Source organism: Microbacterium sp. Ag1 (genome assembly GCF_001005635.1).
Taxonomy (GTDB): Bacteria; Actinomycetota; Actinomycetes; order Actinomycetales; family Microbacteriaceae; genus Microbacterium; species Microbacterium oxydans.
The window spans coordinates 75,993-98,407 of record NZ_LBCR01000028.1; the positions used below are offsets into that span (position 1 = coordinate 75,993).

Consider the following 22,415-nt stretch of genomic DNA (forward strand, 5'->3'; position numbering starts at 1 on the left):
CTGATCCGGCCGTGGGCTGATCCGGCTCGCGGGAGCCTCAGAGCTTGGCGTCGCCGTCGACGGGATCGTTCGACTCGTCGATCGCCTGGTCCTCGGCGTCCGCGTCGTACTGACCGCCGGATGAACGGCTCTCGCGGCGCTCCTGCAGGCGGGCAGACGCGTCGGTGAGCGGCGCGCGGAGGAACAGCATCGAGATGCTCATGCCGATGAGCGCGGCGAAGATCGCTGCGAGCCACCAGAACTCCCGGAAGATCGGGAAGAAGAACCAGAGGATGGCGAGCGGCACGAGGAACGCCAGCAGCCGCAGCACGGTGTAGACGAGGAAAGGCGCGGGCTTCTTCACCCCTCCAGTCTACGTTCGCCGTCGGGAGCCCTCGTCGCCGATCCCGAGCCTGGCGAAGGGGATGCCGCGCACCACCCGTCGCCAGGGGTGCTCTCCGAGCGACCAGAGCAGTCCGGCCTCGAGGTCGAGAGCCAGGTCCTCGCACCCGACGGGGAGAGGGACGGCGTCCGGAGCGAGAGCCCCGCGTCGGCCGCTCCAGAGTGTGCCGGGGTGCATGCGGTCGGACTGCGACACGAAGTGATGCCGGCCCCAGCGGACGGCGCCCTGCATCCGTGCGATGCCGGGGGTGAAGCGGTCCGCCTCGGTGAACTCGCCGGCGAGGTCGACGGGGATCGCGAACTCGCCGATCCTTCCGCTCTCGTCCGGGCGATGCTCACCGATGAGCACCCGTGCGAGCGGGGAGCCGTCGTCGTCGAACACCCGCCCGAGGTACGAGCAGCGCAGGGCGATGGGATGCACCCTGGTTCGCACGGCGACGAGAGCGGTGCTGCGTCCGCCGCGGCGGTTCGACCCGGCGAGCCGCTGGGCGAGAGCGCCGCGCACGGTACGGATGTCCGACAGATCGAACTCCCAGATGCCCTGGCCCGTCGCGGCGGCGAACAGCCGATCCCCGAACCACGCGAGTCCCCCGGCGTGGATCCGCGCCGGGTGCAGTTCGCCGTCGTCGTCGGCGGTCGCGAGCAGGACGTCGAGGTGACGCGAGCGCTCGAGATCGACGAGCGTCACGCGGGAGGCGAGATGCTCTCCTGACAGCTCCTGGCGGAACCAGCTCACGGCAAGGGTGCGTCGGCCGCGCCATTCGCCGACGTCGACGCCCTGCGGATACCAGCGCCTGGTCCAGGTCCTCGCGCTGAGCCAGCGCAGGTCGACGGTGTCACGCCGTCGCTGTCGCACGGGGCGCCAGGTCGATCCGAAGGGCCACAGCATCTCCCCATCGTCGTCGATACGGCCGGTGGGGGCGAACCGGACCACGGTTGTCGCGCGACGGAGTGCAGCCGTGGTTCTGACATGTATTATGTTACTGTCCGGTCGCGCTCTCCTTTCATCCAGGGTGGCGCGACGACCATGAGCGTCTCGCGGCCATCTGATGGGGGTCAGCCGGCCGCGTGGCACGCGGTGTCGCATCTGCAATACCGCTTCCCGAACGTGTCTCGTTCGGCAGTGCGATGCACTGGGAGGTGTGGTTCCGTTCGGGTACGGGACCACACCTCAGTGCCTTTCTCCCGAGTGCCTTTCTCCCGAGTGCCTTTCTCCCGAGTGTCTCCTGAGTGCACGGACACCCGTCGTTCACCTCCGCGTCGCCGTCCGGCAAGGACCGCCTGCGACCATTCCCGCACACCGTCCCCGTTCTGGAGTCCTGTGCGCACACCCCTCGTCACCGTCATCCTGCCCGCGAAGGACGCCGGCGCGTACATCGGGACGACGCTCGAGACGCTCACTCGGCAGTTCGATGATCTCGGAGCCGTGAAGCTGGTCGCGATCGACGACGGCTCGAGCGACGACACGGGTGCTCTCATGCGGCGGTACGCGGAGCGGTTCCCCCGCGCCGAGGTGCTGCGCAACGAGTCCGCGCGCGGGTTGGCGACGGCCCGCAACCAGGGACTGCCGCACGTCGAGGGGGAGGCCTTCTGCTTCCTCGACGGCGATGACTGGATGCAGCCGCGTCGGCTCGAGGTGCTCGCGTCGCGGCTGCGAGAGCTCGATTGCGACTTCGTACGCACCGACCACGTCACGGTGAGGGGTGGGACGCGCGCCCTCGTCCGGGCGCCGTATCCGTGGCGCGACCGGGTCGTTCCTCCGCGAGACGCCATCCTGCCGGAGCACGAATCGACGATGGTCGACTACCCGTACGCCTGGGCGGGGCTCTTCCACCGCCGGCTCATCGACCGTGGCCTGGCGCCGTTCCCCGAAGGGCTGTTCACCGCAGAGGACCGACCGTGGATCTGGCGACTGCATCTGCAGGCCGAGTCGTTCGCGGTGGTCGATGCGCCTGCGCTGCTCTACCGGCGGGGCGTGGCCACATCGCTCACCCAGACCCGAGATCGGAGACAGCTCGACTTCGCCAGGGCGATGGATGAGGTCATCTCGCTCGTCGAACGGGATCGCGAGGCGGAGCGGTTTCTCCCCAAGGCCGTCTGGACGGTGCTCGCCCTCAGCTCCCACCACCTCGTGCGCGCCCGCCGCATGAGCCCTCAGCTGCGCCGCGAGGTGCGCGCGGGGATCCTCCGCACGCTCCGTCGGCTCCCGGCCGATGAGGTGGCCGTCGTGCTGGGCCACCTCGATGGACCGCGCCGCCGGGTCCTCGCACGCGTCCTCCGTCGGGCGGGACGTGCCGGATGACGCAGGTCTTCGCGCTGCACAGCGCCTATGGACTCGCGACCGCGGCGGCCGCGATGGATGCCGGACTGATCGACGACGAGGCCCGTGGCGAGCGCATCCTTGTGCCCTTCATCTCCTCGACGGTGCCCGAGACCGTCACCGGGATCGCGGATGATGCGGCGCTCGGGTCGCTGCGCGCGCGGTTCGACCGCACGGAGCCGCTGGATGAGATGCTCATGCCGCGGCATCCGCGATCCTGGGAGCCGAAGGCCGCTGATCTCCCGATGCTCGAGCGCCTGTTCGCGCGCGCGTGGGGCGTGGACCCTCGCGATCTGGAACTGTTCGTGCAGAGCCCGCAGGTGGCGCCCGCCAGGACGTTGATGGCATTGTTCCCCCGCGCGCGGATCACGATCATCGGGGACGGGCTGATGACCTATGCGCCCATGCGGGTGCGGGTGCCCTATCCCGTCGCCGCACGCATCGAGCGAGTCGTCCATGCCGACGTCGTGCCGGGCGTCGAGCCTCTCGTGGGATCGCCGGGTGCGCGGATCGTGCCGGTGCCGCCGGCGTCGTTCGCCGCGGTCCTGCGGGAGACGGACACAGGGGGGTCTTCCCTCCCTGAGGCTTCCCCGTCGACGGTGCTCGTGCTCGGCCAGTACCTGTCGGCGCTCGGTCTGGTCTCGGTGGCCGAGGAGATCGACCTGCAGCAGCGTCTGATCGACCGTGCGGCGCAGTGGCGACCACGGCGCATCGTGTTCAAGCCGCATCCGGGCGCGACGCCTCTCGTGACGGCGGCCGTCGGGGCGCGAGCGAGCGAGCAGGGCATCGACTTCGTCGAGTATCGCGGTCCGCTCGCGGCGGAGCTGCTCGCCGAACGGATCGATGCCCTGGCCGTCGTCGCCGGGTTCTCCACTGCGCTGCCGACCGTGCACACGCTCTTCGGACGCGCGATCGGGTCGGCCGGCAATGACGCGGTGCTCGCGGCACTGAAGCCGTTCGAGAACAGCAACCGGATTCCCGTGACTCTGGTGGACGCCATGACGCGCGAGGGCTCGCCCTACGCCGACCCCGCCCGACTCCAGCTGCTGATCGACGCGGTCGGTTATGCCATGCAGCCGAAGATCGCCGGACATCTGCGGGGGCGGGCCGAGGAGCTGCTGCACGATCTCGACCCGGCCGAGCGGAATCGGTACTTCTCGCCACGAAGGCTGGCCGAGCTGCGGCTACCCGGCGCGCCGGTCGAGAACGCCGTGCGTCGTGCACTGCGACCCGCCGGAGGGGTGGGCAGGATCGAGGAGTGGCGACTGCACGCCCTCGGTGCGCGGCGGCGTGCGGGGCGCGTCTGGCGGGCGGCGCGCGGACGATGACGGCGATGGCGATGGCGATGGCGATGGCGATGGCGATGGCGACGACGAGGAGGACAGGGACGATGGACGAGCAGAGGCCCCTCACAGTGGCGATCATCCCGGCACGCGGCGGATCGAAGCAGGTGCCGCGCAAGAATCTGCAGCGCGTCGGCGGCGTGCCGCTGGTCGAGCGCGCCGTGCGCGCGGCCGTCCGTGCCGCGGGCATCGACCTGGTCGTGGTCTCGACCGACGATGACGAGATCGCCGCGCTGGCAACTGCCGCGGGTGCCAGAGTGGTCCGCCGCCCGGCGGAGCTCGCGGGAGACACCGCGACCTCGGAGAGCGCGATTCTGCATGCCCTCGACGCGCTCGAAGCGAGCGGCGACAGCGTCGATGTCGTGGCGTTCCTGCAGGCGACGTCGCCGTTCATCCCCAGTGATGCGCTCGCCGCCGCCGTGGAGGAGGTCCGCGCCGACCGTGCCGACAGTGTCTTCGCGGCACATGAGACGTACGGGTTCCTGTGGCGGGAGGACGAACACGGTGAGGCTGCGGCGATCAACCACGAGGCCGCACACCGCCCGCGAAGGCAGGATCGCGAGCCCCACCACCTCGAGACCGGGGCGTTCTACGTGTTCCGGGCTTCCGGCTTCCGGGCGAGCAGACATCGCTTCTTCGGCAGGATCCGCATCGCCCCCGTGCCGGAGTGGACCGCGATCGAGATCGACGATGCAGAGCAGCTCCGTGTCGCCCGTGCGCTCGCCGCTCTGCACGACGTGCCTGAGCCCATCCCGGTGCGCGCGGTGGTCACCGACTTCGACGGCGTGCACACGGACGACACCGCCATCATCGATGCCGACGGCGGGGAGCGCGTGCGGGTCAGTCGGGAAGACGGCATGGGTGTCGCGCTCCTGCGCCGTGCCGGTGTGCCGCTGCTGATCCTGTCGACCGAGGTCAACCCGGTGGTGCGTGCTCGTGCAGACAAGCTCAGGGTGCCCGTGCTGCACGGCATCGATGACAAGGAGAGCGCGCTGCGCACCTGGTCGCGCGAGAACGGGGTGCCGCTCGCCGACATCGCGTATCTCGGCAACGACGTCAACGACCTGCCGGCCATGCGGATCGTGGGGTGGCCGGTCGCGGTCGCGAACGCGCACCCGCTGGTGATCGAAGAGGCTCGTGTCGTCCTGCGCCGCCGGGGTGGAGAGGGCGCGGTGCGCGAGCTGATCGAACGGGTGTTGTCGAGCTGACCGATGACGGTAACCCGGCGGTCTCCCGGTGTTCATCCTCGGCCCGTAGTCAGGAGGGAGGGGTTGCACCAACGCTCGAACACCGGAGGAATCATGACTGTCAGCATCGGCTCGCGAGTGATCGGCGGCGGTCGTCCGGCCTACGTCATCGCGGAGATCGGCCTCAATCACAACGGCGACGTCGACATCGCGAAGAAGCTCATCGACGTCGCGGCTCGGGCCGGCGCCGACGCGGTGAAGTTCCAGAAGCGGACTCCGGAGATCTCGACTCCTGAGCACATGCGCGACGTCCCCCGCGAGACGCCCTGGGGTGTGATGAGCTACCTCGACTACCGCCGGCGGGTCGAGTTCGGTCGTGAGGAGTACATCGAGATCGGCGACTACGCGACCATGCGCGGTCTGGACTGGTTCGCCTCTCCCTGGGACGTGCCCAGCGTCGAGTTCCTGGAGGATCTCAACGTCGTGGCGCACAAGGTCGCGTCGGCCAGTCTCACCGACGCCGAGCTGCTGATCGCGCTGCGGGAGACCGGCAAGCCCGTGATCCTCTCCACCGGCATGTCGACCATCGAGCAGATCGACCGTGCGCTGGAGACCCTCGGCACCGACCGCGTGGTGCTCATGCACGCGACCTCGACCTACCCGCTGGAGCCCGAGGAGGCGAACCTGCGGGTGATCGCCACCCTGCGCGACCGCTACCCCGGCGTGCCCGTCGGCTACTCGGGCCACGAGCGCGGGCTGCAGATCTCGCTCGCTGCAGTGGCCATAGGAGCCGTCGCGGTCGAGCGGCACATCACGCTGGACCGCACGATGTGGGGGTCCGACCACGCGGCATCGCTCGAGCCGACAGGCCTTGAGCACCTCGTGCGCGATATCCGGGTGATCGAGCGCGCGACCGGCGACGGGGTCAAGCGGGTGTTCGACAGCGAGCGTGCGCCGATGGCGAAGCTGCGCCGCGTTCCGGCATGACGGTAACCAGCGGCATCCGCGTCGTCGCCATCGCGGACGCCGACTCGTTCGTGAAGTGGGCCGCCTCCCTTCTCGGTTCCGTGCCCGGTGTGCGCCCTCACCTGCTGCTCGTGCGCACACCGCTCACGGCCAGCGCCGAGCAGCAGCGCACGGCTCTCGTCGGCACGACGCTCGGGCCGGATGACGTCACCCGCATCGGGTTCGCGCAGACGGAGGGCTGGCTGGCCGAACAGCGCCCGGACGTGGTCCTGCTCGCGGGGCGTGGACCGTTCGTGCGGCTGATGGGGCGCGTGATCGACACGTTGGAGCATCGGCCGGTCACGGTCTCGGGGCTGCCCGGTATGGCGATCCCCGCCCAGCGCGGGGCGCTCGACTATCGCCGCCACACCGACCTGCTGGTGGTGCACTCCCACCGCGAGGTGCGTGCCTTCGAAGAGCTCGGGCGCCGGATCGGGGTGCGGACGCCGGTGGCGCTCGCGACCCTTCCGTTCGCCCGGCGGAGGCAGCGGATGCTGCGCTCGGAACGACTCGCCGTCGATGCGGTGGCGGCGTGGGGCAGCGGTTTCGGGGCGCTGAGCGGCGGTGTCGCGGTCGCCGAACGCCCCCCGCGGACCGCTCCGGTCAAGCCGCCGGCCACGGACATCGTCTTCGCCGCGCAGGCCCTCGTCCCCCTCGCGAAAGACCAGCGCGCCGAGATCGCGGCCATGCTCGTGCGCGCGGCCGAGGCCGAGCCGGGCCGCCGGGTGGTGGTGAAGCTGCGGTCGCGGCCGGGGGAATCCGAGACGCACCTCGAGCGCGAGCCGTACGCGGGGTTGCTGCCGTCGCGCCTTCCGGAGAACCTCGTCTTCTCCTACGACTCGATGAGCACGGCGCTCGACACGGCCGCGGGCCTCGTCACGGTGAGCTCCACCGCCGCGATCGAGGCCACGGCTCTCGGTGTGCCCGTGATCGCCCTGGATGCGTTCGGTGTGAGCAAGAGTCTGCTGAACACGGTGTTCGTGGGAAGTGGGCTGCTCGGCGGTCGCAGCGAGGTCGTGGCGGGGCGCTTCCGGCATCCGCACCCCGACTGGCTGCGCGACAACTACTTCCATCCCGAAGGCGAGTCGACGTGGTGGGAGCGGGTCGAGCAGCTCGTGGCGTTGCGACGCTCCGGGGCCCTGCCCGCACGGCGAGTGCCTGCGGCCCGAGGCGGTTCCCTGCACGAGGCCTGGCACCGGGCGAGCGTGCTCGGGGTCGAAGACCGCACGGTGCGGGGCTCGGTGGCGCTCGCGGTGGGCGCCCCGGCGACGCGAGCGCTCGGTGTGCTTCGACGGCGCAGGACACCTGCGGATGGCGGGACCTGGTCGGACGCCTCGACCGACTACACGCTCGAGCCGAACCCGTTCGACGACTCCCTCCGGCGCTGAGTCGTCGAGCGCGGCAAAGTCCGGGCAGGACAGAAAGTGCTCATCCACGCGGGTGCCGGCGGTGTCGGATCCATCGCCGTCCAGCTCGCCGCCCACCTCGGAGCCACGGTCGCCACGACGGCCAGTGCGGCGAACGCCGACTTCGTCCGTGAGCTCGGCGCCGACATCGTGGTCGACTACCGTCGGCAGGACTTCGCCGAGAAGCTGTCCGGCTACGACTTCGTGTTGGACAGCCTCGGCGGCGAGAATCTCGAGAAGTCGCTGCGGGTGCTGAAGCCGGGCGGACTGGTCGTCGGCATCTCGGGACCGCCCGACCCCGCATTCGCCCGCGCGCGGGGGCTGAACGCCTTCGTGCGACTGGCCGTGGCAGGGCTGAGCCGGAAGATCCGTCGCCAGGCGAAGAAGCTCGGGGTCCGCTACGAGTTCCTCTTCATGCGGGCGGATGGCGATCAGCTCCGCGAGATCTCGGCTCTCGTCGACAGTGGGGCGATCCGGCCCGTCGTCGCGAAGACGTACCCGTTCGAGCGTGTGCCGGAAGCACTCGCCGATCTCGCCGCCGGGGGGAGCCGCGGCAAGCTCGTGATGACGAACAGCTGAGTCACGGGGCGGGTGCCGGAAGCCAGACGCATCGCGCCGTGCGCTGCGCGTCGAGGGCGGACACGCCGACGGTGCGCTGCCGCGTCTGGGTTTTCGCACGCAGCGACGCACCGCCGGGCCCCGCTCAGCTGCTGCGACGGATCGCGCGCACTCCGACGATCAGCCCGACCACGGCGACCGCGAGCGCCGATACCCAGCCCCACAGCACGGTCGCGTCTCCCAGGTCTCCGGCGAACAGTGCCCGCTCGGCCTGCACCACCCAGTTCACCGGGTTGACCGAGGCGACGACCCGCATCCAGTCGGGGGCAGCGTCCAACGGCAGCAGCATGCCGGAGAGGATCAGCAGGGGGAAGATCAGCGACTGCTGCACGCCCCAGAACAGCCACTCCCGGTCCTTCGTCGCCAGGGCGAGTGAATAGGACAGCGAGCCCAGGCCCACCCCGAACACGGCAAGCAGCGCGAGCCCGATGAGGAGGCCCGGGATGTCGGCCGCGAAGCCGAACGGCCAGGCGATCAGCACGATGACCAGGGCCTGCACCACGATCGGCGCGATCTCCTTGAGGGCGCGTCCGACCAGCAGGGAAGAACGGGCGAGCGGGGCGACGAGGGTGCGCTCGTGCGAGCCGGTCATCATCTCGTACTGCAGGTTCGACCCGGTAGACCCGGTGCCGAACAGCACGATCATCACGAGCACACCCGGCACGAACCAGGCCAGCGTCTCTCCGGCAGGCTGTCCCGAGTCGCCGATCAGCAGAGGCGCGAACAACCCCAGGAAGATGAGCGGTTGCAGCAGGCTGAAGATCAGCGTGAACGGATCGCGGAGCACGGGCTTGAGCTCACGCGTGAGCACATTCCGGGTGTCGCGCGCGAGGTTCGGGCGCACGAGCGTGTCGTTGGTGATCATGAGAGGACTCCTGTCGTGCTGTTCTCTGAAGCTGTGCGGGTGTCGGCGGGGGCGGAGGATTCGGGTGCTTCGCCCGCGGCATCGGCTCCTTCGCCGGCTTCGCGTAGCGTGCGCCCGGTGAGGGCGAGGAACACGTCGTCGAGCGTGGGTGGCACGCCGGTGGCCCGACGCGCGACGACCCCGGCGGCGTCGAGTTCGCGCACGATCACCGGCAGCAACCGGTCGCCGTCCTGCACCGCGACCGAGATCGAGGCATCGTCGACGGCGACCTCGGCGGAGGTGAGACGGGCGACCACGGCGCGGGCGCTCACCGCTTCGGCAGCATCCGCGAAGCCGAAGGTCAGCACGTCGCCGGCGAGGGTCGCCTTGAGGGAGGCGGCGTCGTCATCGGCGATGATGCGTCCCTTGTCCATGACCATCACCCGCTCGGCGTAACGATCGGCTTCTTCCAGGTAGTGCGTGGTGAGGAAGACCGTGGTGCCGTGCTGGGTGCGGAGGTCGAGGATGTGCTCCCAGAGGTTCGCTCTGCTCTGCGGGTCGAGTCCGGTCGAAGGCTCATCGAGGAAGATGAGTGGCGGCGCGTGCATGAGCCCGAGCGCGATGTCGAGTCGGCGCTTCTGTCCGCCGCTCAACTGCTGCACGCTGCGGGTCGCGAAGGACGCGAGATCGAGCGACTCGATCAGCTCGTCTGCCCGTCGCACGCTGTCTCTCCGCGACAACCCGTAGAACGCGCCCTGGCTCAGCAGTTCGTCGCGTACCCGCTGCGAGAAGCTTCCGCTGGTGAGCTGTCCGACGTAGCCGATGCGGGCACGGACCCCTGCCGCGTCGGTGCGAATGTCGTGCCCGACGACCTTCGCTCGCCCCGAGGTGGGCGGGATCAGAGTCGTGAGCATCCGTAGCGTCGTCGACTTGCCCGCGCCGTTCGGCCCGAGGAAGGCGACGAGCTCTCCGCGCGCGGCGGTGAAGGAGACATCGGTCACGGCATGCACCGGCGTCTTCTTGACGGTGAAGACCTTGGTCAGGGCTTCGGTCTCGATAAGGGATTCGTTCATGGGGAGAGAGTAGAAACCGATGCGGACAGATCCTGTCCGCATCATCTGGCAATCTGAGGCGCATGACCGACACCACCTCCCGTGCCCTCGCCCTGCTGAACCTGCTGCAGACGCACCGGCACTGGCCGGGAACCGAGCTCGCCACCCGGCTCGGAGTGACCGAACGCACCGTGCGCCGCGACGTCGACCGGCTGCGCGAGCTCGGCTATCGAGTGGAGTCGACCCCCGGTGTGGCCGGTGGCTATCGACTGGAGGCCGGAAATGCCGTGCCACCGTTGCTGCTCAACGACGACGAGGCCGTGACGATGGCGATCGGGCTGCGCGTGGCCGCGACCCAGCAGCTCGTCGGCGGACCGGAGGTCACACTCACAGCGCTGGCGAAACTCGAGCAGGTGCTGCCCTCGGCGCTGCGCCAGCGGGTGAACGCGCTCGCCGCGTCGGTGCAGGCGCCCCGCATCGGAGACGGCCCTGTGGTCTCACCGGAGGTGCTGGGCGAGATCGCCCTCGCCACCCGCGACACCGAGCGATTGCGCTTGAGGTACGTCGACGGCGAGGGGCAGGAGAGCGTGCGCCGGGTCGAGCCACACGCCCTGGCCCCGGCCGGTCGCAAGTGGTTCCTGCTGTGCTGGGACCTCGACCGCGACGACTGGCGCACCTTCCGCGTCGACCGCATCGTCGCGGTCGAGCACACGCGGGTGCTCTTCACCCGGCGGCAGATCACCGAGGAGGAGATCGAAGAGCGTGTGCTGATCGCCTCGTCGTGGTCGCCGCAGAAGGTCGAGGCGGCTGCGGTGATGGAGCTTCCGCTCGCCGAGATGCAGGAGCACTTCGGGCCGTGGTGGCAGGGCGCGACGGCTGTGGGCGAGGACCGCACACGCTGGCCCGTCGGCGGCTCGGACTGGCGCGAGGCCATGTACGGACTGCTCTGGATCCCCGAGGGCGTCGAGTACGCCGTAGCGTTGTCTGATCCGCATCGGAGTGAGCTGCGCGAGGCCGTCGGGCGCCTGCTGCGTGCCCTCGACGCCCCCGAGCCGGATGACGCCGAGTGACGCAGCGACGTCATCCACAGACTCATAGGGTTATCCCAGGCAACGGTCCTGGCGGGTCAGATAACGGCCGGGTAACGTCATTCCCATCGCGGCGATCCGGGCGGTCCCGGGCCTCAGCTCATACCTGATGGCGTTGCGGGTTCGACTCCCGCCGTCGCGTCCACTCCAGAAGGTTCGGCGCAGCCTCCCGCCCGCTGAGATGCCGTCGTCACAACCCGAGCTGGTCCAGGCGCTCCTCGAAACGCACCTGCACGTCCTCGGGCTCGTCGTCCTCGGCATCGGCCCAGATCGCGTCCAACTCCTTCTGCACCGACTCGGGCAACGCGGCGAACTTCTCCTCCCAGGCGGCGACCGGCGTCCAGTAGCCGACGACCTTGAACCGGGTCGCGGGCAGGCCGAGCTCTTTGCGCAGGTACTTGCGTACGTCTCGCAGCGCCACGGTCTCGCCGGCGACCCACACGTAGCCCTCATCGAGGGGGAGCCGGTCGTCGACGATGCCGCGCACGAGCGGGCCGAGTGCGCTGGGGCCGTGACCGTTGCCGCCGACCACCCAGGTGACCTCGACATCCGCCCCCGCCTCCAGACCTATGCGGTCCGACTCGCTCGGCACTTCGAGCACGACCCGCGTGCGCACGCCCCGAGGTGCTTCGGCGATGATGCGCGCGACCGCCGGAAGCCCGGTGAGGTCGGCGACGAGCACCTGCCACGTGATGCCCTCCGGCGGCGAGTACAGGCCGGTGGGGGAGTTCAGCCCGAGCACGTGACCCGGCTGCGCGCGGGCGGCCCAGGGACCGGCGACACCCGCCTCGTGGATCACGAAGTCGATGTCGAGCTCACCGGCGTCCGGGCGCACTCCGCTGATCGTGTAGGTGCGCATCGGTGCCTCTGGCGCTCCCTCCGGTGTCTCCCACCAGTCGCCCGCGGGCACCGGCAGCGAGACATCCATCGGGTCGTCGCCGTGTGGGAAGAAGACCCGCACGTACTCGTCGCCGATGCCGGTGCTGAGGAACTCGGCGACGCCCTCGCCGCCGAGCGTGACGCGGACCAGGGTCGGAGTGAGGGTGGTGGTGCTGCTGACGATGCCGCGGTGGATGCTCACGGAGTCTCCGTCTCTGTGGTGGGGGTGGTCTCTTCGGCGGGGGTGGTGTCTGTGGTGGGGGAGGGATCGGTCGGGTTCGCTGTCGCGACTGAGGCGCGAGTCTGCGCCAGCCAGGAGTCGCGATAGAGCCCGTCGGTGGCGAGGAGCTCCTCATGCGTGCCGCGCTGCGTAGCCCTGCCATCGGCGAACACGACGATCTGCTCGGCGGTGACGGCCTGCTGCAGCCGGTGCGCGATGAGCAGAGCGGTGCGTCCTTCGCGCAGCACGGCGATCGCCTCTTCCACGGCTTCTCGATGGTGGAGCCCGACGTCGGCGGTGGCCTCGTCGAGGATCACGATGTCCGGGTCGGCGAGGAAGGCCCGTGCGACGGCGAGCTGCTGGATGCGTCCCTCGTCCAAGGGCACGACAGCCTCCTCGGAAGGCTCCACGTTCTCGCGGACCATGGCATCGACGGCCCACTGCGCTCCGACAGCCTGCAGCGCCGCGGTCATCTCGTCGTCGCTCGCCTCCGGAGCGATGAGCCTCAGATTGTCGGCGATCGTGCCCCGGAAGTGATGCAGCTCCTGCGACAGGTAGTACGGGGCCGACGTGCGGGAGGCGAGGTGCACGCTGCCAGAGGTCGGTGGGTGGTGGCCGGCGACCACGCGCGCGAGTGTGCTCTTGCCCGACCCCGAAGTGCCCACCAGCGCCGCCGTGGTGCCCCGCTCGACCCGCAGGTTCACGTCGTGGATCCCCCGGCCGGTGGTCGGATAGCGGAACGTCACGTCGCGCACCTCGATCCCCGCTGATGACGATGATTCCTCCGATGCCCGTGCTGCCGCGTCCGCTCGCCGATCCGAGGCGACAGTCGACGGCGCGAGGTCGATCACGCCGACGAGTCGCGCCAGGCCGATGGTCGCGCGTTGGATGTCGTCGAGTCCGAAGATCAACTGCCCCACGGGACCGAACAGACGGTGGAAAAGCAGCGCTGCGGTGGTGACGGCGCCCACCGTGACCGCGCCGGCCGACTGCAGCAGGAACCCGGTGCCGAGGATCGCGGCGAGGCCGACGAGCTCGCCACCGTTGATCCAGCGGAACAGCCGGTTGGTCACTCGCACGCCCTCGATCTGCTTCCGGATCGAGGCCTCTGCGCGCTCTCGCACCCGCTCCAGCGCCGGCTCCTGCTCGTTGAAAGCGGTGAGCGTCTCGATACCCGCGACCGCATCGAGTACGGCCTGAGTGCGCGCGGCTTCGCGCACCCGCACTTCGCGGAACACGACGCGCGACCTGCGGAGGAACGCCCGGGTGCCGAGCACGTAGAACGGTGCGGAGGCGAGTCCGGCGAGGGCAAGCCGGGGATCGAGCGCGGTCAGTGCGACCACCGACACGGCGATCGCGAATGCGGCGGACAGCAGGGTCGGGGCCACGTTCCCTCCGGCCTCGGCCACCGCATCGACATCGCCGGTCACGCGGGAGAGCAGGTCGGCGCTCTCGCCGTCGTCGACCGTGCTCACCGGAAGACTCATCGCCGAGGCGAACACGTCCTCGCGCAGTGCCGCGAGCATGTCCTGCACCAGACCGGTGAGCACCCGCACGGCCCACAGCATCACCACGGCCGCACCGATGGCGCCCAGTCCCGCTCCGACGACCCAGCCGGCGATGCTCGCGAAGCCTGCGTCTGACGAGACGGCATCGACGATGCGGCCCAGGCAGGCGGGCAACACGATTCCGAGGGCGGAGGCCGCGAGGAAGAGCGCGGCGACGGCTGCCATGCGGCCGGGATGCCGGCGCAGAAGCGCACCGATGACGGCCCGTACCCGAGCGCTGGAGGCGATCGGCAGCAGAGGGGAGGTCGAGACCGGGTCACCCATGCTGCACCTCCGATCCGCCGGAGGGAACGTCGACGACTCGGTCGCAGGCGCCGAGCAGAATCGGCGAGGTGGTGATCACGATCACGGTCCCGGTGTGTTCTGCCAGGGCGCGGGCGATGTGCGCCTCGGTGAGGGCGTCGACGGCGGAGGTCGGTTCGTCGAGCACGAGCACGTCGGCCTGTGCGTGCAGGGCGCGGGCGATGCCGATGCGCTGCCGTTGTCCGCCCGAGAGACGTCTCCCGGCTTCCCCGACCTGCGCTTCCCAGCCGCCGACCTGCACCACCGTGTCGTGGAGGGCTGCCATCTCGATGAAGGGCGGGTGCGTGGGCTCGTCCCGCCCGTGCCCGCGCACGGCCTCGCGGAGAGAGCCGCTCACGATCGTCTGCCCATGCGGAGGGGCGACGACCCGATCCCGGTATTCCACCGGGTCGAGGTCGGCCAGATCTCGGAGTTCTCCGTCGACCGCGAGGTGGACACGGCCTCGGTCGACACGGGTCCGCAGGCCGAGCATCCGGGAGAGGGCCCTGGCCGTGTCGCTGTCGGCAGGGCGGACACCGAGGAGCTCCCGCTCGCGCACCTCGACGCGCGGCGAACCCGAGTCCGTGTGGAAAGCCAGCACCACCTGTCCCGCCGGACCTGCCGATGCGGCCGATGCGGGCGGCGGATCCAGCAGATCGTCGGCGTCGATCATCTCGGCGAGGCGCTTGGCGGAGGCGAGTTTGTGGATCCAGTTCGAGGGGAACGACCCCGCATACGCGAGGTAGCCGCTGATGAACTGGGCGAGGCCGAGCACGGTCACCAGTTCACCGATGCTGATGCGGCCCTCGGCGGCGAACCAGGCCGATATGCCCGCCAACGCGGTCGTCGCGATCGCGGCCAATGTGCCGCTCACCGCTTCGTAGGAGGCGAGGGATCGGCCGGCTGCCGTCGCCGCGCGTCGGGAGGTGTCGCTCGCGGCGACGTAACGCCGCACGGCCTCATCCCGGGCACCGATACCCACGAGCACGCGGAATCCGCTCATGAAGTCGGCGGCCACGGCGCCGGCCTCGGTCGCCGCGTGCTGCTCAGCGAACCCGCGACGCTCGAGCGGACGGGAGACGACCTGCATCACGAACATCATCGCGATGGTCGAGCCGAACACGACGAGTGTCGCGACGGGCGAGATCACCAGCATCGCGAGTCCGGCTCCGATGATCGCGGCGATCGTGGAGCATTGCTGCGCCACTGACCAGGCGACGCCGGCGACGCGATAGGTGTCGGATGTGACGAAGGTGAGCGCCTCGCCGGGGGTCACCGTGCGACGGGAGAGCCGGGGTCGCAGCATCCGCGACAGCGCGAGGTGACGGAGCGCCTGCTCGCCGTACCCGTAGACCGAGACCATGAGCCGGGAGGCCGACTGATAGCTCACGGTCAGCACGAGGAACGTTCCGACGAGCACGCCGAGCCAGAGGGCGAGCGCGGCGGGGTCTGCGGGAAGTACGGCGCGGTCTATCGTCGCTCCGATGATGACGGGGATCGTCGCCTCGGCGAGCGCGTGCACGATGAGCAGCGCCGTCGCTCCGGTGAGGGCGATCCCGCGACCCCCCGATCTCAGCGCGATCCCGAACAGCTTCCGCGGAGTGGATGTCGTGGGGGATGTCTTGGGGGACGTCACGGTGTCCGCCGTCCGAGCGGCAGCACGAGCGGCGTGCCTGAGACGGGGTCGGTGATCACCTTGCAGGGCAGGTCGTACACGGCGTGCACGAGCTCGGCGGTGATGATCTCGCGCGGGTCTCCCTGCGCCACGATGGCCCCGTCGCGCATCGCCACGAGGTGCGTGGCGTAGCGAGCGGCGTGGTTGAGGTCGTGCAGCACGGCGACGAGCGTCGTGCCCTCGCGGTGCAGGTCGGCGAACAGCTCCATCAGGTCGATCTGGTGAGCGATGTCGAGGAAGGTCGTCGGCTCGTCGAGCAGCAGGTGCTTGGTCTGCTGGGCGAGGGCCATCGCCACCCAGACGCGCTGTCGCTGCCCGCCGGAGAGCTCGTCCACCAGGCGCCGTGAGAGATCCGTGACCCCGGTGGCGGCCATGGCCTCGGACACCGCACGCTCGTCGGCGCTGCTCCACGTGCGCATGGCGCTCTGATGCGGGAAGCGTCCGCGACCGACGAGATCGGCGACCGTGATGCCGTCTGGCGCGATGGACGACTGGGGGAGAAGGCCCAGCTTGCGAGCGGCTTCCTTCGGCTTGAGCGAGCGCAGCTCGTCGCCGTCGAGCAGGACGGCCCCGGTGCTCGGGCGCAGCAGCCGGGCGAATCCGCGCAGCAGGGTGGACTTGCCGCACGCGTTCGGTCCGATGATGATCGTGAACGAGTCGTCCGGTACCTCGAGGGTCAGCTCGGAGATGATGGGGGTGTCTCCGTAGCCCAGCGTGATGTCGCGAGCCAGCAGCGAAGCGGTCATGGGTGTTCCTTTCAGGTGCGGCGCGCGTACTGGGCGGCCAGCAGCCAGGCGAGGTAGATGCCGCCGACCGAGACCGTCACGACGCCGACGGGCACAGCGACGAGCTGGGCGACGGCGTCCGACACGACGACGAGCGCGGCCCCGGTCAGCATCACGGGCACGGTGCCCATCGGGGTGTTCGAGCGGGTGAGGCGCTGCGAGATCTGCGGGGCGGCGAGCGCGATGAACGAGATGGGTCCGGCGGCGGCGGTGACGAGCGCGACCAGGGCAACGCCGAACACCATCGCCGCGAGGCGGGTGCGTCCGGGACTGATGCCGAGGGCGGTCGCTGCGTCGTCGCCCATCTCGAGCACCGGGAGCGTGCGGGCGAGCGGGAGGGACAGGAGCATGACGATCGCGAACACGAGAGTCGCCGGGATCAGCTGGTCGAACCCGAGCGAGGCGATCGAACCTGCCCCCCAGGTCGCCGCCATCATCGCCTTCTCGACACTGACCGAGATCAGGATCCACGAGGTGAGGGAGCCGAGTCCTGCCGAGACGCCGATGCCGACGATGATGAGCCGGAACGACGACATCGTGTTCTTGTTCGCCAGCACGTAGACGAGAAGTGCAGTCAACAGGCCGCCGACGAGTGCGCCGGCCGCCTTGAACATGTAGGTGTTCAGTTCGAGCACGACCATCACGAGCGTCACACCGAACTGGGCCCCGATGCCGAAGCCGATGATGTCCGGGGAGCCGAGCGGGTTGCGCGTGAGGGACTGGAAGATGCCACCGGCGAGGGCCAGGGCAGCGCCGCACAGCACGGCGAACAGCACCCGGGGCAGGCGCCATTCGACGACCACCTGGCGGATGTCGGGGTCGGAGGAGGGATCGAAGATCGCCCGGATGACGGCCGCGAAGTCGACCTCGTAGGCGCCGAGCGTCATGGAGAAGAGGCCGGCTCCGACGATCACGACGAGGAGGATGAGACACACGACCACGGAGCGCACCGGGATGAGGGTCGCGACGCGCGCGGTCTCGATCCGGAACAGGCGTCGGCCGTGGTCCACGGGCGCGACGTCGGTCGGCCGCGCTGGCGTGCCCGACGCGGTGACCGGCTTCTGATCGATGCTCACAGCCCGCTCACCCGCTTGCGGCGCACGAGCACGATCAGGATCGGGGCTCCGAGGAGGGCGGTGACGATCCCGACGCGCATCTCCCCGTTCGGGAGCACGATGCGGCCCAGGATGTCGGCGAGGAGCAGGAGGGCGGGGCCGATGATCATCGAGTACGCGAGCACCCAGCGTTGATCGGGTCCGGTGAACCAGCGCACGATGTGGGGGATCATGAGTCCGACGAAAGCGATGGGTCCGGCGGCGGCGACGCTGGTTCCCGCCAGCAGGGTCACCGCGATGATGACGAGGATGCGGGTCACCCGCACGCGAGCGCCGAGGGCCTGCGCCAGGTCGTCCCCGAGTGCCAGGGCGTTCAGGGAACGCGCGCACAACAGGCCGATCAGCAGCCCGGCGACGATCAGCAGCACGGCCCAGGTGAGCTGGTCGATCGTGCGTCCACCGATAGAGCCGACACCCCAGAACCGCATGACCTGAAGCGTGCTGGTGTCGCGCAGCACGATGGCGGTGGTGAACCCGGTGAAGGCGGCGCCCAGGGCCACCCCGGCGAGGGTGAGCTTCATCGGGGTCGCGCCCGAGGCGCCGAAGGAACCGAGGATGTACACGAGTAGGGTGAGCACGTAGGCGCCGCCGAGGGCGAAGGGCACGTAGGCGCCGGGGGTGGTGAACCCGAGCACGCCGACGGCGAACGTGACGGCGAACGACGCACCGGCGTTGACCCCGAGGATGCCGGGGTCGGCGAGCGGGTTGCGGGTGAAGGCCTGGATCAGTCCGCCGCACACGGCGAGAGCCGCGCCCACGACGATGCCGAGCAGGGTGCGGGGCACGCGCAGCTCCATGACCATCAGGTGCAGCGGGTTCTCGTCGTCGTAGGTGAAGAGCGACTGCAGGACGGTGACGGGGTCGATCGCGCGGGCGCCGACGGCGAGCGAGGCGATGGCGGCGATCGCCAGCACGCCCGCGGCGATGACGAGTCCCAGAACGAGCGTCCCGTTGCGGTGCGGGGAGCCGCCTTCGCGACTCCCCGCACCCGTGTTCGAGACGTCCGTGACGTCGTCCGTCGTCAGGGACATCCCGTGCGTCACTTGCCGGTGATGGTCGGCTCGCCCTGCAGCGCGCCGGCGAGGTCGTCGACGTACTTCGGCAGGATGTACTTCAGCGAGAGCACGGTGGGAGCGCTGATGGCGGAGGCCTCGGCGGCGTCGGCGTAGATCACGTACGAACCGTTCGCGATCGGGTTCCAGCGGGAGACGACCTTGTTCTCGACGGTGTACTTCCCCTCGTCGGCGCTGCTGCCCCACGCGGCGAACAGGTCGGCCTGGACGTCGTAGAGCTTCTCGAGGCTGACGCCGGTGTACCAGTTGTCGCCCTCGGCGGTCTTGAGGAAGCTGTCCATCGCCGAGGTGGACGTGAATCCGAGGGCCTCGGTGATGCGCACGCGCGGGTCGTACTCGAGGTAGACGCCGAGGTCGGTGCCGCCCTCGTTCAGGGTCAGACCCCAGACGAAGGTCTTGTCCTGGAACTCGGGGTGCTCGCCGGCGAGAGTGGTGATCTGCTCCTCGGTCTCGGCGATCAGCTCGTCGGCCTTGTCCTCTTCCGACAGGGCCTTGCCGACCGTGCGGGTCATGTCCTCCCACGTGCCGGGGTTCCACGGACCTTCGATGTAGGGGACGGTCGGGGCGATCTCGGTCAGGCGCTCGTACTCGATGTCGGAGATGCCCGAGTACAGGCTCAGGATCAGGTCGGGCTTGAGCTCCTTGATGGCCTCGTAGTTGGGGCCGTCTTCGAGGAAGGGGATGATCTCGGGCGTCTCGCCGTACTCTTCGGTGACGTAGTCCTCGAACCAGGGCTGGTAGCCGCTCTCGCCCGCGCCCCACACCTCTTCCATGCCCACGGGGTTGGTGCCGAGGGCGGCGACGATGTCGGCCGTCATCCAGCCGAGGGTGACGATGCGCTGCGGCTTCTCGGGGATCACGGTCTTCCCGTGGCCGTGCTCGATCACCACGCCGTCGGTTGCGGTGGGCGCCGAATCGGCAGCTTCACCGGGCGCGGTCGAGCACCCGGCCAGCGTGAGGGCGGCGGCGACGGCCGCGGCGACGAGGGCGGAGCCTCGGCGGATCTTCGGGCGCGCAGAAGCGTGCGACATGGTTCTCCTTCGGGAAGGGGGGAGGGTGTTGCCGCATCGACGCGGCGAGAAGTTAGGTAAGCATGCCCTAACAGAACGATGCTAGAACGCGGATGGCGCGCTCAGTGTTGCGGGAGCGACGACTTGTATCGCGGAACCGACAAACGCCGGTCGGATCGACCGTCGGGCGACCGGGAATGCCGTGCCGTCAGCGCCAGTACAGCTGGTGGGCGGCGTCGGAATGCACCCGTGCCACGTGCTGTCGCGGGGTCAGGCCGAAGCGGTCCTTGAATGCGGCGGAGAAGGCGCTCGTCGTGGCGTAGCCGCAGCGGTGCGCGGCGGCGCCGATGGGGGTGCCGTCCACGACCAGTCGGGCTCCGAGAGTCATCCGCACTCCGGTGCGCCAGCGCCCGAAGCTCATGCCGACGTCGTTCTGGAAGATGCGCAGCACCGTGCGCTCGTGGAGGCCGTGGGCGAGGAACAGCTCGATCGCACTGCGGGGGTCGCCGGGGTCGGCGAGCACGGTCTGCACGAGAGCTGCCACGCGTTCGTCGGCGGGCATCGGCACCTCGCCCCACTCGCTCGCGGCCTCCGGCAGCGGCTGTTGGAGCATCTCGATCAGGACGGACTGGATGCGCACGCGCAGGTCGGTGGGCATGTCGTTGATGCCGAGGTGCAGCAGCATCTCCTGCACGGCGCGCGGCACGAGCACCCGGGTGATGCCGTCGATCGGGGTGATCAGCGCGGAGTCGGGGATGTAGGTGTAGCAGCCCGTCGAGTCCGCCTCGTGATGAGCGGTGTGTGGGGTGTGGGCCGGGATCCATACGCCCTGACCGGGAGCGAGTCGCCACCGCGCATCCTGCAGGTGCACCCACACCGTGCCGCGATAGCACCAGGCGAGCATCGGGTCGGCGTGGCTGTGCGGGGGAGAGAGCGGACGGGTTCCCGTGTCTTCGGCGGTGACCACACCAGTGCCCATCAGGTACGGCTCGTTCACGGTCGACGGATACGAGGGGCTCGCCGCCCAATCATCCTGCCGGTATGAGTTCATTCGTGCTCCGCGTGACGGGCTGCGCCGCGGGCTCGAAATCCGGCCTGCCGTCCTCGCCATGCTAACGGGGCGCGGCGCGGCGCGGTGCGGTGCGGTGCGGTGCGAGTGCGACGCGAGGCCCGATGATGGAGGCATGCCCTCCGCCCATCGCCCCGGTCTGCGGGTCTCGTCGGGTCTCACCATCCCCGAGGCCGAGCTGTCGTGGCGCTTCTCGCGGTCGTCCGGTCCGGGCGGTCAGGGCGTGAACACGGCCGATTCCCGCGTGGAGCTGGTCTGGGATGCGGCGCGCTCGCCGGTGCTCTCACCGCATCAACGCGAGCGACTGCTCGAACGGTTGAGTGGTCGCCTGGTCGACGGCGTGCTGACGATCGCCGCCTCGGAGCACCGCGCACAGCTGCGGAACAGGGATGCGGCGCGCGATCGACTCGTCGCTCTCGTGGAGGAGGCGCTGCGTCCGCCCGCTCCGCCGCGTCGAGCGACGAAGCCGACTCGGGGATCGAAGGAGCGCCGGCTGAAGGCGAAGCAGCGGCGCACGGATGTCAAGAGCCTGCGTCGGCGCCCCCGCGACGACTGACACCGCGCGATATCCAGGTCTCGATGCCGTCGAGCAGGCGCTGCAGGCCGAACTCGAAAAGGGCGTCGAGGTCGAGATCGAAGTCGTCGGACTGCACGAGAGACGCGAGCAGAGGCAGGTCCACCGGCGAGATCATGGCCGTGACCTCGGTCGACCGCGTGGTCATGTACTCGTCCGCTGTGAGCCCCGTGTCCTGTCGCTGTTCGGCTTCGAAGGCGATGTCGGTCGCCAACGACTTCACGTGACTGAACACGATGACGCTGATGTGCATCATCGTCTCCATGCTGAGGCCGAGCGGCTCGAGCGCTCGCAGGCACCACTCTGTGTAGCGGAATCCATTCGGCACGAGTTGCGGTCGCGAGATCGACATCACCCCGGCGAGCCACGGGTGCCGCTGGAAGACCGACCATTGCAGGCGCGCCGAGACCTCGAGGTCGGTGCGCCAGTCCGCAGAGGGCTCGGGGAGCGGATCCTCCCCGAGGACTGCATCGATCATCAGCAGGATGAGGCCGTCCTTACTGTCGACGTGCCGGTACAACGACATGGTCGGGGTGCCGAGCTCGGCGGCGATCCGCCTCATGGAGATCGCTTCCATGCCTTCGGCGTCCGCCATCGCGATCGCGGTGGTGACGACCGTCGATGTCGACAGGCGAGCGGACGGGGGAGGGGAGACGGAGGCGACGATGCTCCCGATGCCTGGCGTCGAGACGATGAGTCCCTGCTGCTGCAGGAGCGCGAGCGCCTTGGTCGCCGTGGCGATCGCGACGCCCCACTCCCGCATGATGCGGCGCGCTGAGGGCACTCGTTCGCCAGGGCCCAGCTCGCCGGAAGCGATTCGATCGGCGATCTCCGCCGCAATGCTCTGTGAAATCGTCCGCACTGTACTAGTACACCACCCTTGCGATTAGAACACTTGTACGGCGTATCGGGCTGTATTAC

At 69.7% G+C, this 22,415-nt stretch carries 20 protein-coding genes, 1 tRNA gene and 1 pseudogene; 9 read left to right on the forward strand and 13 right to left on the reverse strand.

From position 1 onward, the window contains the following. Window positions 1–37 precede the first annotated feature (37 nt). Entirely contained in the window at window positions 38–343 is a 306-nt protein-coding gene (locus tag AAY78_RS07795; protein WP_046747771.1) for a DUF4229 domain-containing protein, read from the reverse strand. Between the two features lie 9 nt (window positions 344–352). Beyond that, on the reverse strand, window positions 353–1,270 hold the full coding sequence (locus AAY78_RS07800) for a hypothetical protein (RefSeq protein WP_046747772.1): 918 nt from the start codon (window positions 1,268–1,270) through the stop codon (window positions 353–355). A gap of 432 nt (window positions 1,271–1,702) precedes the next feature. Between AAY78_RS07800 and AAY78_RS07805 the strand changes: the two genes are divergently transcribed. The 6 genes and pseudogenes from AAY78_RS07805 to AAY78_RS19720 form a co-directional block, all read left to right on the forward strand. Next, window positions 1,703–2,683, forward strand: coding sequence for a glycosyltransferase family 2 protein (locus AAY78_RS07805; RefSeq protein WP_046747773.1), 981 nt, complete (start codon window positions 1,703–1,705; stop codon window positions 2,681–2,683). Further along, window positions 2,680–4,029: a polysialyltransferase family glycosyltransferase gene (locus tag AAY78_RS07810; RefSeq protein ID WP_046747774.1), complete on the forward strand. Its 1,350-nt coding sequence runs from the start codon at window positions 2,680–2,682 to the stop codon at window positions 4,027–4,029. Before AAY78_RS07805 ends, AAY78_RS07810 begins: the two co-directional genes overlap by 4 nt. After that, window positions 3,960–5,252 (forward strand): acylneuraminate cytidylyltransferase, encoded by a 1,293-nt coding sequence (locus AAY78_RS07815; protein ID WP_231589681.1) that lies wholly within the window; start codon window positions 3,960–3,962, stop codon window positions 5,250–5,252. The genes AAY78_RS07810 and AAY78_RS07815 overlap by 70 nt, the downstream gene beginning before the upstream one ends. 93 nt (window positions 5,253–5,345) lie before the next feature. Further along, a complete protein-coding gene (locus AAY78_RS07820; RefSeq protein ID WP_046747775.1) occupies window positions 5,346–6,218 on the forward strand; it encodes an N-acetylneuraminate synthase family protein in 873 nt (290 codons plus the stop codon). After that, complete coding sequence (locus AAY78_RS19715; protein ID WP_156172628.1) at window positions 6,215–7,624, forward strand: DUF6716 putative glycosyltransferase; 1,410 nt, start codon at window positions 6,215–6,217, stop codon at window positions 7,622–7,624. The genes AAY78_RS07820 and AAY78_RS19715 overlap by 4 nt, the downstream gene beginning before the upstream one ends. Beyond that, window positions 7,625–8,221 (forward strand): annotated as a pseudogene (locus AAY78_RS19720) (NADP-dependent oxidoreductase); the annotation flags it as partial. A 124-nt stretch (window positions 8,222–8,345) separates the two neighbouring features. On the opposite strand, the gene AAY78_RS07835 reads toward AAY78_RS19720, so the two are convergent. Both AAY78_RS07835 and AAY78_RS07840 read right to left on the reverse strand, forming a co-directional pair. Then, complete coding sequence (locus tag AAY78_RS07835) at window positions 8,346–9,125, reverse strand: ABC transporter permease (RefSeq protein ID WP_046747776.1); 780 nt, start codon at window positions 9,123–9,125, stop codon at window positions 8,346–8,348. Then, entirely contained in the window at window positions 9,122–10,177 is a 1,056-nt protein-coding gene (locus tag AAY78_RS07840; RefSeq protein ID WP_046747777.1) for an ABC transporter ATP-binding protein, read from the reverse strand. Before AAY78_RS07840 ends, AAY78_RS07835 begins: the two co-directional genes overlap by 4 nt. Before the next feature lie 62 nt (window positions 10,178–10,239). On the opposite strand from AAY78_RS07840, the gene AAY78_RS07845 reads away from it, so the two are divergent. Both AAY78_RS07845 and AAY78_RS19725 read left to right on the forward strand, forming a co-directional pair. Further along, entirely contained in the window at window positions 10,240–11,226 is a 987-nt protein-coding gene (locus AAY78_RS07845; protein ID WP_046747778.1) for a helix-turn-helix transcriptional regulator, read from the forward strand. A gap of 87 nt (window positions 11,227–11,313) precedes the next feature. Further along, window positions 11,314–11,389 (forward strand) — tRNA-Met (locus AAY78_RS19725). 45 nt (window positions 11,390–11,434) lie between these two features. Here AAY78_RS19725 and AAY78_RS07850 read toward each other — a convergent pair. The 8 genes from AAY78_RS07850 to AAY78_RS07885 all read right to left on the reverse strand — a co-directional run bounded on the left by AAY78_RS07850 (window position 11,435) and on the right by AAY78_RS07885 (window position 20,902). Beyond that, window positions 11,435–12,325: a siderophore-interacting protein gene (locus AAY78_RS07850; protein ID WP_046747779.1), complete on the reverse strand. Its 891-nt coding sequence runs from the start codon at window positions 12,323–12,325 to the stop codon at window positions 11,435–11,437. After that, window positions 12,322–14,175 (reverse strand): ABC transporter ATP-binding protein, encoded by a 1,854-nt coding sequence (locus AAY78_RS07855; RefSeq protein ID WP_052748695.1) that lies wholly within the window; start codon window positions 14,173–14,175, stop codon window positions 12,322–12,324. The genes AAY78_RS07850 and AAY78_RS07855 overlap by 4 nt, the downstream gene beginning before the upstream one ends. Then, entirely contained in the window at window positions 14,168–15,829 is a 1,662-nt protein-coding gene (locus tag AAY78_RS07860) for an ABC transporter transmembrane domain-containing protein (RefSeq protein WP_046747780.1), read from the reverse strand. Before AAY78_RS07860 ends, AAY78_RS07855 begins: the two co-directional genes overlap by 8 nt. Beyond that, a complete protein-coding gene (locus AAY78_RS07865) occupies window positions 15,826–16,614 on the reverse strand; it encodes an ABC transporter ATP-binding protein (RefSeq protein WP_052748696.1) in 789 nt (262 codons plus the stop codon). The genes AAY78_RS07860 and AAY78_RS07865 overlap by 4 nt, the downstream gene beginning before the upstream one ends. Before the next feature lie 11 nt (window positions 16,615–16,625). Beyond that, window positions 16,626–17,729, reverse strand: a complete 1,104-nt coding sequence (locus AAY78_RS07870; RefSeq protein ID WP_156172630.1) for a FecCD family ABC transporter permease — start codon at window positions 17,727–17,729, stop codon at window positions 16,626–16,628. Continuing rightward, complete coding sequence (locus AAY78_RS07875) at window positions 17,726–18,799, reverse strand: FecCD family ABC transporter permease (RefSeq protein WP_231589682.1); 1,074 nt, start codon at window positions 18,797–18,799, stop codon at window positions 17,726–17,728. The genes AAY78_RS07870 and AAY78_RS07875 overlap by 4 nt, the downstream gene beginning before the upstream one ends. An 8-nt stretch (window positions 18,800–18,807) precedes the next feature. Next, entirely contained in the window at window positions 18,808–19,872 is a 1,065-nt protein-coding gene (locus AAY78_RS07880; protein WP_046747782.1) for an ABC transporter substrate-binding protein, read from the reverse strand. Between the two features lie 187 nt (window positions 19,873–20,059). After that, window positions 20,060–20,902, reverse strand: coding sequence for a helix-turn-helix transcriptional regulator (locus AAY78_RS07885; RefSeq protein ID WP_046747783.1), 843 nt, complete (start codon window positions 20,900–20,902; stop codon window positions 20,060–20,062). A gap of 133 nt (window positions 20,903–21,035) precedes the next feature. On the opposite strand from AAY78_RS07885, the gene arfB reads away from it, so the two are divergent. Next, window positions 21,036–21,476 carry an alternative ribosome rescue aminoacyl-tRNA hydrolase ArfB gene (arfB, locus tag AAY78_RS07890; protein WP_046747784.1) on the forward strand — a complete coding sequence of 147 codons (441 nt, stop codon included), beginning with the start codon at window positions 21,036–21,038 and terminating at the stop codon, window positions 21,474–21,476. Here arfB and AAY78_RS07895 read toward each other — a convergent pair. Beyond that, window positions 21,442–22,356, reverse strand: a complete 915-nt coding sequence (locus tag AAY78_RS07895; RefSeq protein ID WP_046747785.1) for a TetR/AcrR family transcriptional regulator C-terminal domain-containing protein — start codon at window positions 22,354–22,356, stop codon at window positions 21,442–21,444. The two genes, arfB and AAY78_RS07895, sit on opposite strands and share 35 nt — an antisense overlap. Between the last annotated feature and the right edge of the window lie 59 nt (window positions 22,357–22,415).

Coding starts and splice junctions, on each gene's coding strand:
- AAY78_RS07810 (WP_046747774.1), top strand. CDS start 2,680: ATGACGCAGGTCTTCGCGCTGCACAGCGCCTATGGACTCGCGACCGCG.
- AAY78_RS07800 (WP_046747772.1), bottom strand. CDS start 1,270: ATGCTGTGGCCCTTCGGATCGACCTGGCGCCCCGTGCGACAGCGACGG.
- AAY78_RS07820 (WP_046747775.1), top strand. CDS start 5,346: ATGACTGTCAGCATCGGCTCGCGAGTGATCGGCGGCGGTCGTCCGGCC.
- arfB (WP_046747784.1), top strand. CDS start 21,036: ATGCCCTCCGCCCATCGCCCCGGTCTGCGGGTCTCGTCGGGTCTCACC.
- AAY78_RS19715 (WP_156172628.1), top strand. CDS start 6,215: ATGACGGTAACCAGCGGCATCCGCGTCGTCGCCATCGCGGACGCCGAC.
- AAY78_RS07855 (WP_052748695.1), bottom strand. CDS start 14,175: ATGGGTGACCCGGTCTCGACCTCCCCTCTGCTGCCGATCGCCTCCAGC.
- AAY78_RS07875 (WP_231589682.1), bottom strand. CDS start 18,799: ATGTCCCTGACGACGGACGACGTCACGGACGTCTCGAACACGGGTGCG.
- AAY78_RS07835 (WP_046747776.1), bottom strand. CDS start 9,125: ATGATCACCAACGACACGCTCGTGCGCCCGAACCTCGCGCGCGACACC.
- AAY78_RS07880 (WP_046747782.1), bottom strand. CDS start 19,872: ATGTCGCACGCTTCTGCGCGCCCGAAGATCCGCCGAGGCTCCGCCCTC.
- AAY78_RS07840 (WP_046747777.1), bottom strand. CDS start 10,177: ATGAACGAATCCCTTATCGAGACCGAAGCCCTGACCAAGGTCTTCACC.
- AAY78_RS07845 (WP_046747778.1), top strand. CDS start 10,240: ATGACCGACACCACCTCCCGTGCCCTCGCCCTGCTGAACCTGCTGCAG.
- AAY78_RS07885 (WP_046747783.1), bottom strand. CDS start 20,902: ATGAACTCATACCGGCAGGATGATTGGGCGGCGAGCCCCTCGTATCCG.
- AAY78_RS07865 (WP_052748696.1), bottom strand. CDS start 16,614: ATGACCGCTTCGCTGCTGGCTCGCGACATCACGCTGGGCTACGGAGAC.